12 protein-coding genes are annotated in these 17,597 nt (G+C 40.5%); 9 read left to right on the top strand and 3 right to left on the bottom strand.

From position 1 onward, the window contains the following. Positions 1 to 107: 107 nt before the first annotated feature. The gene (locus IM797_RS08360; RefSeq protein WP_194126639.1) at positions 108 to 2,537 is read left to right on the top strand and encodes a TonB-dependent receptor; all 2,430 of its coding nucleotides are present in this window, start codon (positions 108 to 110) and stop codon (positions 2,535 to 2,537) included. 53 nt (positions 2,538 to 2,590) lie between these two features. On the opposite strand, the gene IM797_RS08355 is transcribed toward IM797_RS08360, so the two are convergent. Together IM797_RS08355 and IM797_RS08350 are read right to left on the bottom strand one after the other, a co-directional pair. Continuing rightward, entirely contained in the window at positions 2,591 to 3,241 is a 651-nt protein-coding gene (locus tag IM797_RS08355; RefSeq protein ID WP_194126638.1) for an NAD(P)-dependent oxidoreductase, read from the bottom strand. 81 nt (positions 3,242 to 3,322) lie between these two features. After that, positions 3,323 to 3,733: an Rrf2 family transcriptional regulator gene (locus IM797_RS08350; RefSeq protein ID WP_194126637.1), complete on the bottom strand. Its 411-nt coding sequence runs from the start codon at positions 3,731 to 3,733 to the stop codon at positions 3,323 to 3,325. Between the two features lie 208 nt (positions 3,734 to 3,941). Here IM797_RS08350 and IM797_RS08345 point away from each other — a divergent pair, with 208 nt between their 5' ends. The 8 genes from IM797_RS08345 to IM797_RS08310 all read left to right on the top strand — a co-directional run bounded on the left by IM797_RS08345 (position 3,942) and on the right by IM797_RS08310 (position 16,513). Beyond that, the gene (locus tag IM797_RS08345) at positions 3,942 to 5,111 is read left to right on the top strand and encodes a FecR family protein (protein WP_194126636.1); all 1,170 of its coding nucleotides are present in this window, start codon (positions 3,942 to 3,944) and stop codon (positions 5,109 to 5,111) included. A gap of 91 nt (positions 5,112 to 5,202) precedes the next feature. Then, on the top strand, positions 5,203 to 5,769 hold the full coding sequence (locus tag IM797_RS08340) for an RNA polymerase sigma factor (RefSeq protein WP_194126635.1): 567 nt from the start codon (positions 5,203 to 5,205) through the stop codon (positions 5,767 to 5,769). Between the two features lie 325 nt (positions 5,770 to 6,094). Then, entirely contained in the window at positions 6,095 to 9,490 is a 3,396-nt protein-coding gene (locus tag IM797_RS08335) for a SusC/RagA family TonB-linked outer membrane protein (protein WP_194126634.1), read from the top strand. A gap of 29 nt (positions 9,491 to 9,519) precedes the next feature. Further along, positions 9,520 to 11,001 carry a RagB/SusD family nutrient uptake outer membrane protein gene (locus tag IM797_RS08330; RefSeq protein WP_194126633.1) on the top strand — a complete coding sequence of 494 codons (1,482 nt, stop codon included), beginning with the start codon at positions 9,520 to 9,522 and terminating at the stop codon, positions 10,999 to 11,001. Between the two features lie 7 nt (positions 11,002 to 11,008). Beyond that, positions 11,009 to 11,929 carry a DUF4465 domain-containing protein gene (locus IM797_RS08325; RefSeq protein ID WP_194126632.1) on the top strand — a complete coding sequence of 307 codons (921 nt, stop codon included), beginning with the start codon at positions 11,009 to 11,011 and terminating at the stop codon, positions 11,927 to 11,929. 24 nt (positions 11,930 to 11,953) lie between these two features. Continuing rightward, positions 11,954 to 13,159 (top strand): TlpA disulfide reductase family protein, encoded by a 1,206-nt coding sequence (locus tag IM797_RS08320; RefSeq protein ID WP_194126631.1) that lies wholly within the window; start codon positions 11,954 to 11,956, stop codon positions 13,157 to 13,159. 104 nt (positions 13,160 to 13,263) lie between these two features. Then, positions 13,264 to 14,310, top strand: coding sequence for a hypothetical protein (locus tag IM797_RS08315; protein ID WP_194126630.1), 1,047 nt, complete (start codon positions 13,264 to 13,266; stop codon positions 14,308 to 14,310). Beyond that, complete coding sequence (locus IM797_RS08310; RefSeq protein WP_194126629.1) at positions 14,240 to 16,513, top strand: hypothetical protein; 2,274 nt, start codon at positions 14,240 to 14,242, stop codon at positions 16,511 to 16,513. Before IM797_RS08315 ends, IM797_RS08310 begins: the two co-directional genes overlap by 71 nt. Positions 16,514 to 16,516: 3 nt before the next feature. On the opposite strand, the gene IM797_RS08305 is transcribed toward IM797_RS08310, so the two are convergent. After that, positions 16,517 to 17,485, bottom strand: coding sequence for a FecR family protein (locus tag IM797_RS08305; RefSeq protein WP_194126628.1), 969 nt, complete (start codon positions 17,483 to 17,485; stop codon positions 16,517 to 16,519). Positions 17,486 to 17,597: the final 112 nt, after the last annotated feature.

The raw sequence follows: 17,597 nt of genomic DNA, 5'->3' as shown, positions 1-17,597 counted from the left end.
GATTTTCAAAATGCAACTGAAAATTTATTTATAATCATTATGAATAAATAGGATTTTACACAACATTTGCTTTACTTTGCGCAAATTATAATTAATCTAAATAAACAATGCGAAGAAGAATACTATACATTTTATTAATTCTCTTATTTAGCTCCAACTTATACGCTCAAAATTTAGGTACCATTAAAGGCAGGATCACCACATCCGATGGCCGTGTAGCTGAAAGCATCACTGTCAAACTTAAAGGCACGACGCTAGGTGCTACCAGTAATGAGGATGGCGAATACATCGTGCGCAAAGTACCTGCAGGCTCTTATACCATTGTGGTATCCGCCGTTGGTTTGTACCCAAAAGAAAAACAAATTACTTTGACAGGTAAGTCGACTGTGATTGCTGATTTTTCACTAAAAGAAGACTTATCTCAACTGGACAATGTGCAGATATCTGCCAATAAGAAAAAGTTTAAGGTAGATAAGGTATCCCCTTCTTTGAGGTTACAATCACCATTGATTGAAGTTCCACAAAACATTAAAGTAGTGACTAGCCAACTTATTGCCGATCAAATGGTATTCGACATGGTAGACGGAATTACACGTAACGTGAGTGGTGTTACCCGTACTGGTCACTGGGATGCGCAATATGCAAATATCTCTACCCGTGGTACTACCATTCCTGCATTCCGTAATGGAATGAACATGAAAATGCCTTGGGGCCCTTTGGCTGATGATGCGGCAACTATCGAACGTGTTGAATTTGTAAAAGGTCCTTCTGGTTTCATGATGGCTAATGGAGAGCCAGGAGGTATCTATAATATCGTAACTAAAAAACCTACTGGCGAAAACCGTAGCTCCATAACATTAAGTGGTGGAGGTTATAATTTAGGTCGCGCGGCAGTAGACCTGGACGGCAAATTATCTAAAGACGGTCGTTTATTGTACCGCTTAAATCTTGCAGCTCAATCGAAAGGAAGCTTCAATAAATATAATTTCAACGATAAATATATTTTCGCACCAGTTATCAGTTATCAGGTTGACAGTGCAACATTAATTACTGCAGAATATACCCATCAACATGTAACTGCTCAGGCACTTGGAAGTTATAGCTTCTCTCCTGTAGGATTTAAAGATGTACCGCCTAGTTTTTTCATGGGCGATCCTGCATTAGACCCACTCAAATTATCAGATCATAATTTAACGCTGTATTTTAACCATAAATTAGACAACAACTGGAAGATCAATGGTCAGGTTGCTTATGTGAAATATGGTCTTGAAGGTGGCTCAATGTGGATGAAATCGCTTGCAAAAAATGGCGATATGATCAGATATTACAATATGGCAGATGAGCTGGCTATTAATAAAAATGCCCAGTTAAGCATTATGGGTGACATTGTTACGGGACCAGTAATTCATAGGCTAATGGGAGGAATCGATATGGGTAATCTCAAAACCTGGGGAGATTTTACTGCCGGCCCTCAAGATATCAGAACACAGATTACTAAAGATAGCCCAAATGGTATTTTCAATGTCTACACCCCTGTTTACGGCATTCCGGCAGCAAACATTCCTGTTTTTGACAGATCAAAAAGCATTCAAGTACGGTCAGGTGGAAATTCATATGCAACGAACCAGACTTATACAGGCGTGTATCTTCAGGACGAATTGCGTTTATTGGAAGAAAAGTTACGTATAACATTAGCAGGACGTTTTACACATGCTGTAACTGTTGGAAAAACTAATGCTACTCAAATTTCTGATAATGTTTTCAGTCCGCGTATGGGGTTAAGTTATTCTATCGCTAAAGATTTTTCAGCCTATGGTTTATATGACCAAAGCTTTTTACCTGTTGCTGGTCAGAATTATGCCGGTGAGGCATTTAAGCCAATCAGAGGGAATAATATTGAATTCGGCTTGAAGAAAGATTTGTTTGATGGAAAATGGAACGCTACAGTAGCAGCATATAAAATTACGAAAAAAAATGTGCTTACAGCTGATCTCGATCCCGCACACCTGGAGCTAAATCCAAATGCGCAAATACAATTAGGTGAAGTAAAATCTAAAGGTATTGAAATCGATATCGCAGGTGAGATCGTAAAAGATTTGAACGTCGTATTAAATTATGCGCTTACAGATGCAAGAGTAAGCAAAGATGCCAATTCAACACTTATAGGTCGGTTTGTTCCTAATTCTGTAAAACACATCACTAATGGCTGGTTATCTTACAGATTCAAAGACCAAAATTCGTTCCTCAATGGTTTTGGTTTAACTGGCGGTTATCAGGTTCAATTGGACAGACATGCTGGCTCAACATCAGTACCTTTAGATTTGCCAACTTACATACGTTTTGATGCTGGTGCCTCTTATGAAAAAGGCAAGTTCTCACTTTCTGTATTAGTGAACAACTTATTAGACAGACGACTACTGACCCAAGGTTCTTATACTAAACTGGCTACTGAGACCGCTACAGCTTCTTCTTACTATACCTATATTTATGATATGCCAAGAAATGCAAGGGTATCACTAACCTATAGATTTAAATAATTATTAAAGTTAAAATGCAAAAAGGGATTGGCTAAAACCAATCCCTTTTTTATTTAGTATCCAGCCGTAAACCTTTGTTGTGGATATTTATTATTTTCCAATTCGTCTACAATCGCAACAGCTAAATCCTGTACCGATAATGAACTTCTTCCAGCCGCATCAAATACCGGACTATCGGTTCCCAAACGGAACTTTCCTGTACGACCAGTCTCAATTCCAGGATGCATTTCAATTGCCGGACTAAAAAAAGTCCAGTTTAAATCTTTCTCTTTTTTTATCACATTCAGATAATCGCGAGCCGCAGTCGCGCCAGCTTTATAAGCTTCTGGAAAATCTGGGCCGTCAACGAGTTGTTTACCTTCTATTTCCAAACTACCGGCACCACCAATCACAATCAGCCTTTTTACGTCAGCAGCCTTAACTGCCGCTTGTATCGCTTCAGAACCTGCGATAAAATCGGAATAAAGGTTTGGATTAGTCCAGCCCGCATTAAAAGCACTTACCACGGCTTCGGTTCCACTTAGAGCGGCAGTTAAAGCCTCCTGATCTAAAACATCTAGTGTTTTAACCGTTAACTTTTCATCTTCAACTTTTATTTTGTCTGCATCCCTTACTATGGCTGTTACCTCATGGCCACGGTTTAATAATTCTGTTAAAACACTGGCCCCTACAAAGCCACTTGCTCCAATGAGTGCTGTTTTCATAGTTATTCTTATTTATATTTATAGTAATCGTTTACACCTTTATATTGTAATATATTTTATTACAGTTTTAACTAAAAAAAATCAATCAAATTTCATGCTAAATTCGGCCAGGCTTTTTCCAGAAAGTTCTTTAATCAAGGCCGCCTCTGTAGCTTCGTATAAATTATTCAAATGAGTATTGATCTGCTTACCTACCGGACAATGTGGATTGGGTGTGTTTTTAGAAGTACCCAAAAGATTATTTTGCCTGACCGACAAATAAACAGCTGACAATAAGATACTATGCGCAGGTTTAGCCAAATAACTCCCTCCATTTTTACCTTCTTTGCTAGCCACAAAACCATGGTTCCGTAAATTACTGAGTTCTTTACGTACCAGTACCGGATTGATATTGATACTCCCTGCAATATAATCAGAAGACAACAGTTCTTCCTTTGCTTTATCAAGCAGGGTAAGGATGTGGAGTGATATGGCAAATCTTGCGTTGTTCATTCTGTAATTATTTTTATTACAGTACAAAGGTAATGCCATTATTTTAATATTTCAAAGAAAGCGAACTTATTTCTTCCATAAATCCCAGCTTAGTGCCAGCACAGATCGAAATAATTTGACATTGATAAAATATCTTTATATTTTACTACTACCTGAGCCCTATTCAGCCGACTTATTAGTAAACAAGTCTGACGCGTTTAAAATATTTATGACCAAACATATTGCTAAAGAGCTATTAGAAAAATACCTTCAAGGAAGCTGTACCGGAGAGGAACAGGCAATTGTAGAAAGCTGGCATCTTAATAATTTAGAAAAAAGCACTTCTGAGCCTGGTAAAGAACAGATAGCGGAAGCCTCTCAAACCATATGGAATTCCATCACAGCTAAAGTTGAGCTGCAAAAAAGAGCAAATCAAACAAAAAGTAAAATTTACCGCTATACGTCTGCAGCAATTTTATTTATTGTCCTGTCAATAGGGTTATTGTTCTTAACTAAAAAACTAACAAAACATCCGTCAATTTCCGATCAACTTGCAAAAACAGGTAAAGATTTTATTCCTGGCGGAAACAAAGCTATTCTTACCCTGGCCGATGGAACTAAAATTTCTTTAACAGATGCAATCAATGGAAAAATTAGTCAGCAAGCGCAGATCACAATTACAAAAACTGAAGATGGACAGATCATTTATAGCGTTGACGATCACGTTTCAGCAAATTCTGAAGCTGTAGGCAAACAACAACTCCTGAATACCATCGCTACCCCGCGGGGTGGAAAATATCAAATCATTTTACCTGATGGAACAACCGTCTGGCTAAACGCGCAATCTTCGTTAACCTATCCAATGACTTTTAATGATTCAAAACGAAAGGTAGAACTGACAGGAGAAGCTTATTTTGAGGTTACCAAAAACCATAAACCTTTTGTTGTAGTGACAGCCAATCAGGAAGTTGAGGTATTGGGAACTCATTTTAACATCAACAGTTATGCAGATGAGCGCAGTACAAAAACAACTTTATTAGAGGGCGCTGTTAAAGTACGGCAAAGCTCAACGGGCAATTTTAAAATCTTAAAACCGGGAGAACAAGCGCAAGTTAATGCCACCCAGGCTGCCCCAGTAGTATCGTCAGTAGATCTTGAGAGCGAAATGGCCTGGAAAAATGACCTTTTTATTTTCAAAAATGAAAAAATAGAAAGTATTGCCCGTAAACTGTCCAGATGGTACGATGTAGACATTACATTTGAGGGAAATCCTTCCAATCTATCTCTGGTTGGTGTAGTATCCCGTACCAAGAATATATCCAGCGTGCTTAAATTAATAGAAGAAACCGGCAATGTTCATTTCAAAGTTGAGGGCAAAAAAATCATAATCGTCAACTAATACGTTCTGGTGCATTTGTCTGCATAGGTATGTAATCACCAAAAATTAATACTTTGTAATTAATTGTTATATTCGCCTTGGGGATAACGCCATGTCAGCTTACACCAAATTTTCAGATCATGATCTACTTCGTTTGCTCAGCTCCGGAGAAAAGGATGCATTTAACGAGATTTACGAGCGTTATGTTGGCTTACTGTATGTTTACGCCTTCAAGCTGACAAACGACAATGAAGATGCCAATGACATTGTACAGGAAGTATTCTTATCCCTGCTTACTAAAACAAATCTCCAGATTAAGAAGACGCTCTCTTCCTATTTATATTCAGCCATTCGCTATAAGGTATTTGATCTTTTTAGTCATAAAAAAGTAAGGGCAGGATATCTAGAATCTTTTCAGGAGTTTATTGACAAAGGGGAACACCTGACAGATAATTACATCCGCGAGAAAGAGCTAGCGGCTCTTGTTGAAAAAGAAATCGGCTTATTGCCTCCTAAAATGCGGCAGATATTCGAATCCAGCAGAAAAGCCGCTTTATCACAAAAACAAATCGCTGAAAAATTCAACATCTCTGAAAAAACAGTTAAAAAACAGATCAACAACTCCATTAAAATATTGAAGTTAAAACTAGACAAACTGATTTTTTTCCTATTTATTTAATTTTCTCTTTTTTCTTCTACTACCTGGCTAATTCTGTGCCGACATATTAGTATACACCCCCTGATAAGGGATGTAGTTGGAACCACTGTACATATTAAAAGCAAAAGAAAGGAGAACCACAATTATGACCTAAAACTACGTAACTGTAATCCAAAAAAAACCAGGTACCGATTCGAGCCGGTCCCTGGAAAAAAGCCTGGGTTACAATAAATTATTGCGGACACAACAAATATCAACAACCCAAAACCCAAACAAATGTATGAAATTTCACCATTTATTTAAGTCTGGCCCAAGTGCGCGCAGACTAAATCAAATACGGCGTATTATGAAGCTAACCATCATCATAATCACCACCTTCCTCTTACAAGTCAGTGCAGCAGGCTTCGCTCAAAAGATTACCTTAAGTGAAACCAATGTATCATTAGAAAAAATCGTAGACGAGATCAGAAAACAAAGTGGCTACGATTTTATAGTCAATGCCAAATCCCTAAAAGAAGCCAAATTAGTAAGCATTCATGTAAAGGCTGTGAGCTTGCAACAGGCACTGGATCTCTGTTTTTTAAACCAGCCTTTAACTTACAGGCTGGATGAGATGACAGTCGTGATCAAAGACAAGCCGCGAACATTCATAGAGCGTATTGCAGAGCTGATCTATGCCACTGACATCAGAGGAAAAGTAGTGGATGAAAAAGGAAACGCCCTGGCTGGTGTGACCATAACTGAAAAAGGAACAAACAACCGCAGCTTTAGCCGTGACAATGGAGAGTTCATCTTGCGAAATGTCAGAGAAAATGCAACCCTCATTTACTCTTTTGTTGGCTATAAAACCCGGGAAATAAAAATCGGTTCAAAAACTGTTTTCAGCATTTCGCTGGAACAGGATATTCCAAGTCTGGATCAACTGGTTGTAACAGCCTATGGTACAGCCAAAGTTAAAGACATCACCGGCTCTGTAAGTCGACTGGGAGAAAAAGACATCAAAAATTCGCCAATGGGCGCAACCATCCAAAGTCTACTTCAGGGTAAGGCTTCCGGAGTAAATGTTGCGATCCAATCGGCTTCCCCTACCTCGCCTATTAGTGTAATTATCCGCGGCGCTTCCTCATTATCTGGCAATAACCAGCCACTATGGGTAATTGATGGGGTTCCGGACTACTCCACATCAACCACAGGCAACATCCAGAATTCCCTGTACAACCTGAACCTGAACGACGTAGAAAGTGTCGACATCCTGAAAGACGCTTCTGCTACCGCATTATATGGCTCCCGTGCGGCCAATGGTGTAGTCATTGTAACGACAAAAAGAGGGGTAATCGGACAAAAGCCGACCATCGAAATCTCCAGTCGGTTAGGTTATATGCAACAGGATTTTAACGGCTACAAATACATGGAGGCACCAGAATACATCCGGTTTGCAGATGCTGCGGCCAGAGAGGAAGCCTACAGAGCAGGTACTTTCGACTATTTTACCCGTCTCTACCTGGATGAGCAGGCGTTTTTCAAACTCAATACCAGTGAAATTAACCGCAATTCTTTTAAAATACTGCCTGGAGCCTATTATGAAGGTAATACCAACTGGCTGAAAGAAATGACCCAAAACCCATTAACCCAACAACATGATATTTCTTTGAGGGGTGGCACGGAAAACATCGCCTACTATGTGTCTTTAAACAATACCAATAACCAGGGCATTGTTAAAACAGGTAGTAGTAAAGTATATGGAGGAAGGGTGAATCTGGAAGCCAATATCCGCAAAAGTTTAAAATTCGGACTCAATCTGAGCGGATCTTCACGCAAAACGGATGACAAGGATTACATGCTAACAGTATTGAAGCAAATCCGTCCCGATATTCCCGTATACAATCCTGACGGTTCACTCTTTACCAGAGATGCTTATACGGAAAATCCTTACACAACCCTGTTAAATACACAAACAGCAAATGGACAGATTTTCAATGGCACAGGTTATCTGGAATATGCCATCATACAGGGCCTGGTTCTCAAAACCGCTTATACTGCCAATTACAACAATTCACAAAGCCTGACTTACAAACGTAAGGGCAGCACATTTAACACCACAGGAAGCCGGACCTGGAGCAACCCGAAAATCCAGACCAATGTATGGGAAAACACACTCACATATGCAAAAAACTTTGGTAAGCACGACATTACTGCCCTTGTTGGCTACTCCATGGAAAAAAACAATGCTTTAACGTATAGCATGAACGCTACCAATTTTCCTGATGACGATATCCTAAATGACTTTTCATCAGGTGCTACCCGTGGTGCGCTGGGAGAAACATTTTCAGAAAATGCATTGATCTCTGAATTTGCACGTGCCCATTACAAATACAACAACAGATACATCATTTCCGGTACCATTAGGAAAGACGGTTCATCACGTTTCGGACCCGACAAACGTTGGGGTACTTTTCCTTCGGGAGCTATCGCCTGGCTGCTTTCTGAAGAAGACTTCATGCAAGGGAAGAAACTAAAAAAGATCGTCAATTATATCAAAATCAGGGCATCCATTGGTAAAGCAGGATCACAGAATCTTGGAAATTACGACTGGATCACCCGCGTTGGTTCTTCCCGATACAATGAAAATCCGGCCATTGCGCCCAGTTCTATTGGCAACTATGGACTGCAATGGGAACAGACTTTAATGAAAGATGCGGGAATTGATTTCGGCCTATGGGATGACAGGATCAGGGGTAGTTTCGGACTTTATCAAAAAAACACCGATCACCTGATCTATAACCTGCCACTGCCTCCAAGTTCTTCACTTAGCAACATCAGTGCAAACGTTGCTTCCTTGAAAAACAGAGGTGTCGAATTCGACATCAGAGTAGACGTAGTCCGTAAAAATGACCTCACCTTTACTGTTGATTTCAATGCATCAAATAACGTGAACAAGATTTTAAAAATCAACGGAATTACCAAACAGCTCAATTTCCCAGACGATTATTCGCCGTTTATGACGGTTAAAGAGGGACAACGAACTGGCGAATGGTTTGGTTTTCAAACTGCAAGGCGGTTATTTGTAACACCAGAAGAAATCATTGCCCTGCAAAAAACAAATCCTGCTACGGGTGCGAAAGTGTACTACCGGACAGCTACTGAAAACGTCGGTGATCTTTATTTCATCGATCAGAATGGTGATGGTGTAATTAACAATGACGATAAGGTGAAGCTCGGTAGTGCCGATCCAAAAATTTATGGTGGTTTTGGAATGAGCCTTTATTACAAAAACTTCATGATCAATACCACCTTTACCTATTCTTATGGAAATACAAGGTTGTGGAAAATGCCTCTGGATGATGTAGGCTATGTCGGCAATTACAACCACAGTAACCTGATTGCAGGACAAAGCGCCACCTTACTTAGCCCCTATGAGGCCAGTATCCCACGAATGACCCATTACGGTGACGGAGACAACGGTACATTTTCTGATTTCTTTTTGTATGATGCATCCTATATCCGCCTAAATGCCCTGAACATCAGTTACCGCATTCCCGATCATATTTTCAAGAACAACCTGATCCAGGGTATTAACCTGACTTTCCAGGCTACCAATCTTTTCACGCTCACCAAATACCCAGGTTTCGATCCTCAGGGCAATTGGTCCAGCAGTGCGATTGGAACAGGAATGGGGGTAGACAACAGTTATTACCCCTCTGCCAGGATATACAACCTGGGGGTTAAGTTCACTTTTAAATAATGGTTATGAATCACAACAACCGCATAAACATGAAAAAGACCATATACACCCTAATATTTTTAAGCAGTTTATTCACCCTATCCTGCAAAAATTACCTGGATATCCAGCCCATCCATAACCTAACGGATGCCAATGCCATTAAAGATCAGGCTACTGCCAAAGCTTCACTTGGCGGTATCTATGCCAGCTTTCAGAACGACGAATGGTCGGGCGCCCTTTATGCTGCCCAGGCTTCAAAAGCTGGCTTCGTTCGTTTCAGCGTTCCGGAGTATGACATGTCCTACAACCAGACAACCATTAGTGCCACTGCCTGGACAGCTTATTATAAAAGTTTGAATGCTGCCAATTTCGCTATCGCAGGGATCAGTAAATTACCAGAAGCAGCCTTAAGCACCAGCGATAAAAATCTGCTCATCGCCGAAGCACGCTGCTTAAGAGGCTGGATCAATGCGAACCTGCTCTGGAACTACACACATTGGTGGGCAGACGATGCCGATCCTTCTGGATTACTTTACAGAGACGAGGTAGTAAGCCTGGATAACATCAGGAAAGCCAGGATCTCTGTAGGTGACAGTTATAAAAAAATATATGAGGACCTCGATTTTGCCATAACCAACCTATCTGATCTGAGCAGCCCGCGTTATGTATCCAAACAATTCGCCAAAGCGCTGAAGGCTAAATTACTGCTTTACCGTGCCGGGTATAAAGGTTCTGTCCCCGATCTTCAAACTGCACTTGTTCTGGTAAATGATGTAATCAGTAACCACCCATCCAGTTTTAATATGGAGGCCAATCTCTCAGATGTCTATGCCAATTCCTGGGATTCCAAAGAAAACCTGTTCGTACGATATCTTGAAAATGATGGTACACGATCAACCAAAGGCGGATATTTTTATACCTATTACCTTTCCCAGATTGGAGGCAATGCACTTCCACTTCCTACAGGCGGAGTAGCTACCGCAGGTCTGGTTGCGGGACTAGACTGGTTTAGTACAGATCCCAGATGGCCGGTGGTTACGGGTCCGGTACGTGGAGCAGAAACCTGGGACAATACCATGCGTTTTACTTTTAAGAAGCTGGCAAGATTGGGCAGGTATGCCGGACAAATTGCCAGCCCGCCCGACGAGAAGTATGCAGCCTATTACTTCCGCTTTCCGGAACTCTACATCATGAAAGCAGAACTATTGGCCCGTACCGGTGCTTCGATAAGCCAGTCTATTGCTCCAATCAATGAAATGCGCGCAAAAAGGGTTACCCCGGTACTTCCAGCACTAAACCCTACCAATGCCGACGAGCTGATGGACCTCATCTTCAAAGAACTGGTTACTGAAACTTTTATGGAGAACGGAAGTGAGTTTTTTGCATCCCTGCGATTTAAAAAGAACGGTCAGCCATGGATTGTAAACCTGAAAAACGGGAAAATATTAGAAGAAAACAAGTTGTGCAGACCAATACCGAACTCCGAAATCGTAAACAATCCACTCATGGAACAAAACCCTGATTTAAAATAGTATAATTATGAATAAATACATCCTCTTTTTGATGCTGGCCATGAACAGCATCATTTTCTATTCCTGCAAAAAAGACAGTAAAATACTCATTCCGTACCCGGAAGACATTACTTTTGAAGATCAGCAACTGACTGATTTTACATTCAAAATCCCAACGGCCCCTTTTAAATCGGGTGATAATAAATCGGGAATACTCACTTTTAATGTAAAGAACAATCCAGATGGGTCTTTTTCTGGCTTTGCAGTATCCAACAAAAACTGGCGCTCTTTTCCCTGGAGCCTGAGCCCGGACTTTCCCCCCGCAGGTGGCCTTACCCCGGCAAAGACCAAGTCTTGCATAGACTCCTGTATTTTCAGTGTTTACAGCACCAAACCCAATCAGACCAACAATTTCCTGGTGGCCGCTGTAAAAGACGAAGATGCATCTTTTAGCATAGATAAACCTACAGTAGTTGAGCATATACTGGTAGCCAATACCACCTATAACTTTCTATTGGAAACTTACGGTTCGGTATACTCAGGTACATTGAATGCGACTACCCAGCAATATGACATTAACGGCGCTAAGGTTAAAAACATCAATATAGCGAATCCTTCGACTGCACTTTATGGAAGATTTACACTGCCGGGCCCTGGTGGACAAAACCTGACAAAATTAACCACAGGTTATGTAAAACTTACAGTAAAGGGCTATAATGGGAGCTCGGCGACTGGCTCAGTCGACTATTATCTGGCCATTCGTCCCACTGCAGACCCAGCCAATCCTACCGCCAGTTACATCTTGCCAAACTGGGATAAGGTAGACTTAACTGCACTCGGTCCCATAACCCGTGTGGTTTTCAGTTTATCATCTTCCTATCAGGATGGTACAGGAAAAATGCTTGTTCCACCCTACTTCTGCCTGGATGGCATCAGATTAAAAAAATAGACCATTCATTCAAAATATACAATCATGAAAAAAGCAACTATCATCTGTATTCTTTTTACTGTACTAAACCAATTTAAAGGATACAGCCAGACAAAAAACAGTTTTACCATTCAAGGAACCGTTACCGGAATCGCCGAAGGGCGAAAAGCTTACCTGATTGCTGACGAAACATCAGCTAAGCCACAGGACAGCACCGTTGTTAAAAATGGGACATTTGAATTTAAAGGTAGTGTACCCTACCCCCAATATTACACCATTGTTTTTGACAGACTTCCCAAACAAAGGTTCAGGTCAGCCATTCCCTTGTTTATAGAAAATAAAAACATCAGTGTGCATGCCCCTATAGACAGTAACCTGTCCGAGCTGGAACTTAACTATTCTGGCGGTTATCCTTACGAAAAAGTAAAAGTGAAAGGCTCGGCCGCACAGGATCTGTTTTTAAAATACATCAATGGTTATGAACCTTTAAAGAAACTAAACAGCACGGCCTTTGATGCATATATCAGTTATCTGAATCCTGGAAAGGACAAACCGAAGGCGCCCATATCAGTAGGAATCAAACTAGTGGATGCCATTGATGTAACTAAAGAAAATTTACTTGTTTACGTACGTAATTTCATCAAACAGAACAATGCAAGTCCTGTTGCACTATATGTTGCGAAAAAGAACATTGGCTCTTTTAATGCAAAGCAAATAGACGAAACCCTGGCTACGCTTTCGCCTCAACTTAGAAGCACTGCAGGTGGTAAAAACCTGGTTGAAAAAGCAACCGCAATTAAAAAAACTGCGGTAGGTTCAAAATTTGTTGATTTTGCTTTCCAGGACAAAGATGGTAACCCGGTAAAATTATCAGATCATGCCGGCAAAGGAAAGTATACGCTGTTAGAATTCTGGGCTTCCTGGTGCGGGCCATGCAGGGCAGACATTCCGCATTTAAAAGAAGCTTATGAACTGTACCATCCTGCGGGGTTTGAAGTGATCAGCATCTCAATGGACGATGATAAAGCCAAATGGCTAAAGGCCGTTGCAGATGAACAGATGACCTGGTTACAGGTATCCGATTTAAAAGCATTTACAGGTGATTTCTCTAAAATCTACAATTTCAATGGCATTCCAACCTGTGTATTACTTAACCCTAATGGAGAAATTGTGACGAGAAATATGAGGGGACTTTGGATGGATAAAAAACTGATCGAACTTTACGGAAATAAATTCGGAGCAAAATTTTAAGGATTACATTTATTTATAGCAAGATAGCAAAGGGGTGGTTTACAGCTGCCCCTTTGTCATTGTTAAAGACTTAAACTTGGCGGAATTATTGAACACCTTAAAACATGTCCAATAATTTGCCATGTTTACGCCATCTCAAGATCATCTGTCTCATTTCATTGACAGTATTTTGCGATTCCTGTACAAAAAACAGCCAATCTAACACGGCATACTATTATTGGAAACAAAATTTCAAACTCAACGCCGCACAAACAGAACTCCTGGAAAAAACCGGAAACAACAAACTCTATATCCGTTTTTTTGACATCAAATGGAATACAAAAACCAAGCTTCCTTATCCCGAAGCAATTGTTAATTTCCAGACCACTACCCCGGGTCGTCACATTACACCCGTAATTTTCATTACCAACCAAACCTTTGAAAAGCTTAGCCCGGCAGGCATCGACAGCCTGGTGCGCAATAGCAACCAATTATTGGAACAGTTGGCCCGCAAAAACCATATCGTATATCAGGCTATTCAAATCGATTGTGACTGGACGTTAAGCACCAAAGCAACATACTTTAGCTTTTTAAAACAGTTGCGTACAATTAGTAAAAAGAAACTGGAAGCAACCATCCGTTTACACCAGATCAAGTACCAGTTTAAGACTGGTGTACCGCCTGTAGACCGTGGAACATTGATGTTTTACAACATGGGAAAATTATCTGCCGATCCTAAAACACCAAATTCCATTTACAATACAAAAGATGCAGCTGCCTATATTGGCACGCTAAATCAATACCTACTCCCCCTGGATGTTGCACTACCTGTATTTTCCTGGTCATTACAAATCCGTTCCGGAAAAATCATACAGGTATATGCTAAGATCGGCGTGGCAGAACTGGAAAACAAAATGCGTTACAAACCCACGGTCAATGAAAATGTTTATGAGGCAATTGATAACTTTTTTACAGCTGGGGTTTACGTAAAAACAGGCGACCTCTTTAAACTGGAAGAAAGCACACCGCAATTGTTACAACAGGCAGCGCAACAATTATCTACTCATTTAAATACAGATACAACAAGAACAATTATCTATTATGAACTCGGCAACCTCAATTTATCAGCATTTAAAGCAAAAGATTTCCAGGAAATTTCTGCTCGTTTTTAGCTTTTGCTCCCTATCTGTTGGAGGAATAGTATGGGCATGTGCCGACTATGGATACGATTACCAGTACTCTAGCTTTAGTCCGGAGGCCTTTGTTTCTCCGGAGTACACTCCTTTTTTTTATGCAGAATATATCAGTTATTACGGTGGCGGTTACGATTCACCTTATGACAAAAATACGGAACGTTACAATGATCAGGTGGTGAGCGACTGGTATAGCTACTTCGATAAAAAAGTAGACTCGGGCATTCTGAACCATTTACTGTTAAAAGCATCCGCAGCCGGTATAGATTCAGCCTATCAATCCAATAGTTTAAAAGCAGACAAGAAAAAATTAAAAGCCTTTTTTGATTATTTGTCGCTAGCCAAATCTGCCGAGAAATTCGCCGCTACCGATGTGATGTACTCCTGGGAGCCTCAACCTGCCGTAAAGCCTCCTGTTGAATTTGAAGCGAGCCTGGTTAAAAGCTTCAAAAAATCAAAAGATGCCTTTATCAAACAACGCCTATGGTTTCAATTGGTACGGTATTATTATTTTTCAGAAAAAAGTGACTCGACCTTACTACCTGAGGCTTCAAAAACCTTGAAAACGTTTGAGGCCAGTAAAAACAGCTTCCCGCAAAACATGATGCATTACAGAACATTAGGTTACGTGGCGGGTTGGCATTATCAACATAAAAACTATGCAGTTTCCAATTACCTGAACAGCCTGTGTTACAATTACTCCGTGGAAGCCAAAATCCCAAGTGAATGGAGTTTTCATCCCCAGGAAGAGGCAGACTGGAATAAGACACTCACCTTAGCTAAAACCAATGAAGAACGTGCCACCTTGTGGCATATGCTGGGTATCAATTACGACCCATTAAGGGCTATTGGTCAAATTGAAGCGCTAGATCCAAAATCAGACAAGTTAGACTTACTGCTGGCTAGAATTATTAACATTACTGAATATCACATTAGTGGAGGCAATGGTTTAAGCTCTTTAGATAGTGCTGAAAAGAGAGAGTTGAAACAAAATACTACAGCGATCAGCAATATTGCTTTAAAAAACAACACGGCCAAGCCTTATTTCTGGAACCTGGCTGCCGGGTATCTCAATTACCTATCGCACAATTATACCGCAGCAAAGACATTTTATCAGGCTGCAAAACCCCAGTTACCTCCAGGCGATAAATTGGTTATGGCCCAATATCAGATTCTGGACTGGGTTCTGTACGTAAAAGAACTTAAAAAAATAGATCCTGAAGTTGAAGCAAAAATGGTAGCGCCATTAAATTGGTTTGCAGATCTCAAAACCGGTAAAGACACCATATCTTCTTTACGTTTTGCTTATGCACTAGATTCCAGTTTACACCAGATTGCAGGTATTTATAAAAAACAGGGAGAATTGGTCAAAGCCAATGCCCTGGAAAACTACACGGATTTCTACATTCAGAACAACAATATAGAACAAATGAAAACGCTCTTGCAGAAGCCCAACAAAACAGCTTTTGAAAAAACCATGCTGCGTTATTATCCATTTGATTTGCAGGATCTCTATTACCACCAGGCACAGGTATTGGCGTATCAGGATAAAATTGACGAAGCCATTGCCATGATGACAAAAAGTGAAAGCGAGGGTGACAAAATGCTGGCCAATCCCTTTACGATGCGGATTAACGATTGTCACGATTGTGACCATCAGCGGAAACAAAGTAAAGAAATATATTCCATGGATGTGCTCAAGACCATACAACTGATGAAATCGCAAATCAAAAAGGGAACAAATGTATATGAAAATGCCATCCTGATTGCCAATGCCTTTTATAACATGAGTTTTTACGGAAATTCCAGAATATTCTATTCAGGAGAAGTGATGCAGTCTGGTGGAAACACCCCATTCGAAATTCCTATAGCTTTCAGAAGCATGTTACTTTCCAACAAAATTGCAGAAAAGTATTATTTAATCGCGCTACGTGCTGCCAAAACAAACGAACAAAAGGCCCGTTGTACTTTTATGGCCAGTAAGTGCGAGAAAAATGAGAGCTACAATCTGGTTTATACTAAACCTGAGAACAGCAATGGCAACGAATGGACCGTAACTATTGAACCGGTGTTTTATGGAGCATACTTTTCCATTTTAAACAATGAATACGACAATACCAAGTTTTACCAGGAAATCATCAAGGAGTGTGGGTATTTTAAGAGTTATGTAAACGAACATTAGATTTTAAAGTCCGGTTGCCAAAATCCGCCCTTCTTCTATTTGAAAATGTACACCGCCAGACAATTCCAATTGTTTTAAGACTGTCGATACATTTTCAGCGCATGGGGCGGTCGCGGTATACAACTTGTTCTTATCAATATTCATGTAAACTACATCCACATCATACCAACGGGAGATTTCTTTCATGATGCTTTCCAGAGGAGCTTCTTTGAAAACAAAGATTCCATTTTTCCAGGCTAAAACATCGGCTAAATCAATGTTGAGCAGTTGAATAGTTCCCTGATTAACAATAGCCTGCTGACCAGGAACAAGGGTGACCGGCTGGGAAGTTGTGAGGCCAACCTTTGCTGATCCTTTAAAGAGTGTTACTTTTGCCCACGTCTCGTCAAGGTAGCCGTTGATGTTAAAATGTGCCTCATTAACATGTACTTCGCCTCGGTTTGTCATCACCTTAAAAGCCCTGGCTCCGTCTGATACGATCTCAAAATAAGCTTCACCACTTAAAGTTACGCGTCTTTCCTTCATGCCATAAAATGATGTCGGGAAAGACAACTTCGATGCCGCATTGAGCCATACCCGGCTACCATCCGGCAAAGTAAGCTGATAAGTACCTCCATTTGGCGTGGCAATCGTATTCATCACGCCAGTCTGTACGGGAATATCAGCCTCCTTATGAAAGGTTAATTCACCATGACCAGTTTTAGTGACCTCAACTCCGGATTGATCAGCTAACTTCCCATTAGGCACTTCATTTAGTGTAATGGTTTTCCCATCTTCCAATGTCAAAACGGCCTTGTTACCACCGGGAGGAACATCATGAGTAACCAGCTGATCAGGGAAGTTTTTAATCTTACTACCAGGCTGGTTGTTGTGAAACATTGCAGCTATGCCTGTAAAAATCAAGGCAGCGCAAGCTATGCTGAGATAAATAAAGGCGCTTCTCTTATAAAATGGAGTTTGCGGAATTTGCATGTATAATAACCAGTTATAATTATTTTAGATAAGATTAGTAGACAACGATCGTCCCATCAATTTATATATAATTTCTCAAATATGCGTAATAGTTCGCAAGTTTCGGGTTTTA

The organism is Pedobacter sp. MC2016-24 (genome assembly GCF_015223055.1).
Classification (GTDB): Bacteria; Bacteroidota; Bacteroidia; order Sphingobacteriales; family Sphingobacteriaceae; genus Pedobacter.
Note: the sequence above shows the minus strand (reverse complement) of the source record. Positions and strands in the feature narration are given on the sequence as shown.